General features: G+C 33.2%; 1 protein-coding gene and 1 pseudogene. Both read right to left on the reverse strand.

Features of this window, described 5'->3' with window-relative positions; translation table 11 throughout:
* Positions 1 to 210 precede the first annotated feature (210 nt).
* Complete coding sequence (locus F6K54_RS39065) at positions 211 to 1,656, reverse strand: hypothetical protein (protein WP_293089598.1); 1,446 nt, start codon at positions 1,654 to 1,656, stop codon at positions 211 to 213.
* A 180-nt stretch (positions 1,657 to 1,836) separates the two neighbouring features.
* Positions 1,837 to 2,647 (reverse strand): annotated as a pseudogene (locus tag F6K54_RS39070) (hypothetical protein); the annotation flags it as partial.

Below are 2,647 nucleotides of genomic sequence, written 5' to 3' on the forward strand. Positions count from 1 at the left end.
TGGCGGAGGATGGTGGCGGCAGCTATATCGCTTGTTTTTGATTGTCTATTTTTTTACGATCGCTTGTCAGTCCAATAGTCACTTTTGGCTGACTATTCTATTGCACTATTTTAGGTGAAACAGTCCAGTAGGGTGTGTTAGCGCACTTTGTAACGCACCAAGACTCTACAAGACTCTATATATATATAGTACCTCATGCGTAAGTCCTGATTATGTACCTAGTTGTGTTGGTCTTGGTAAGTTTAAGCATTGATTGTGAATATCTTCTTCTAACCATCTTTGCGTATTTCCTCCAGGAGGGATTACTCCATCAGGGTTTGAACCTCCTTTGTATTTCTGATATGCATAAATAGCATCACTAAATTCTTGCCATTTTGCATCATTTTCTGTGATTTTACTGTAGGAAAAATCTGGTAAGTTGATTAGTTTTTTAATACAGTGGATAACAATACCTTTTTTGTCTAGATTTTCTTCATAGAGATAATTTGGAACCTTTAATTCAGGTAAAACATTGTCTTGAGCTAGCTTATCTATTGTTGAAGTTAATCTATTTGTTATTCTATCAATTGCATCATCAGTTCTTTGGTAATAGTCTTTATTTTTTTCAGAAAGAGAAATTGTTTTACTTTTTTCTTGATCGCTTTCAGTTTCCTCATCTTCTGAAATTTGACCTGGAAGTAAGCTGAAAATTACAGAATCTAATTCTAATCTTGCACTAAATCTACCCAGTAGAAATACAACCAACAAAATAATCAAAGCTGTAAATCTTGACATACTAATCCCTCCAATATTAGTAGTTCCACAGAAAAAAAAATAAACCTCCTCTCCTAATTTATTAATATAATTTCCAATATCTTCCCTTCGATTAATCCTCCTTTTAAAAAGTATTAATTCTGATTGGTTCCTTGAAAATTTGTCAAACAACGATTTCGGAACACTTCCCTGCCCTATTTGATAGAAAATAGCAGCCAGTTTTGCAGTTCCTACTTTCTCAAACAACCTCGTCAAATTCCCATAATAATAATCATGTTTTTCTGGCGGATACCAAAACTTGTTAATTTTATTCAATAAACTAATCCATTGGGGATATTGACTTTTCAGAGACTGCAAACTCTGTCTCTTTTCAATATAATTTCCCATAAGATCGAGAACTTTTTCCAACTCCTGAGAGAGTGAGTTTTTGTAAAGCTGACTCCACAACCCTGAACCAGTTAATAATGACTGAGATTGTTTGAGAATTTTCGGCTCATCAATCAAGCAATCAATGACACAACAAATACCAAGTTTGAGCTTTTCTAAAAAGTAGGGAAAATCATCAGTAGATTTCGAGGCTGCTTGTAAAATTGATTCCTGTAACATAAACGAAGTAACATAATGTATTTCCCATTCCTTTGAATCAGTAATCCAAGCTAGAAAATCAGGCAAAAACTGTGGAATTAATATTGCTTTTAATGTCAATAATCGCACATAGCGAGCAATATAAATATTTTCTCTGACAACTTGAGAAGCTCCCTCCTTATCTAAAATAAGTTGCCAATAATTATCATTCAGTTGTGGGTTTGCCAGAGCATTTTCTAAAGTCTCAATATGTTCCCGCTTTACCCGATTGTTCATCACGGCTTTAATTGCTGTTTTAATCCCAGGTTCTACATTCATTATTAATTATTAATTATCCATTATTAATTATTACCTATTCTTAAAATAAGAGGATTGACTAAAAGGATTTTTTTGGATTTTTCTCCTTAAAAGGGGAGGCTTCAAGGCGTGAATTGTTGAATGAATAATTATTAAATATCAACTCTTAATTATTAATTATTAATTATTAATTATTAATTATTAATTATTCATTATTCGGTTATCTTCCCTTCGATTAATCCTCTTTTTAAAAAGTATTAATTCTGATTGGTTCCTTGAAAATCTATCAAACAAGGATTTCGGAACACTTCCCTGCCCTATTTGATAGAAAATAGCAGCCAGTTTTGCAGTTCCTACTTTCTCAAACAACCTCGTCAAATTCCCATAATAATAATCATGTTTTTCTGGCGGATACCAAAACTTGTTAATTTTATTCAATAAACTAATCCATTGGGGATATTGACTTTTCAGAGACTGCAAACTCTGTCTCTTTTCAATATAATTTCCCATAAGATCGAGAACTTTTTCCAACTCCTGAGAGAGTGAGTTTTTGTAAAGCTGACTCCACAACCCTGAACCAGTTAATAATGACTGAGATTGTTTGAGAATTTTCGGCTCATCAATCAAGCAATCAATGACACAACAAATACCAAGTTTGAGCTTTTCTAAAAAGTAGGGAAAATCATCAGTAGATTTCGAGGCTGCTTGTAAAATTGATTCCTGTAACATAAACGAAGTAACATAATGTATTTCCCATTCCTTTGAATCAGTAATCCAAGCTAGAAAATCAGGCAAAAACTGTGGAATTAATATTGCTTTTAATGTCAATAATCGCACATAGCGAGCAATATAAATATTTTCTCTGACAACTTGAGAAGCTCCCTCCTTATCTAAAATAAGTTGCCAATAATTATCATTCAGTTGTGGGTTTGCCAGAGCATTTTCTAAAGTCTCAATATGTTCCCGCTTTACCCGATTGTTCATCACGGCTTTAATTGCTGTTTTAATCCCA

Origin of the sequence: Okeania sp. SIO3B5 (assembly GCF_010692555.1) — a bacterium.
Classification (GTDB): Bacteria; Cyanobacteriota; Cyanobacteriia; order Cyanobacteriales; family Microcoleaceae; genus Okeania.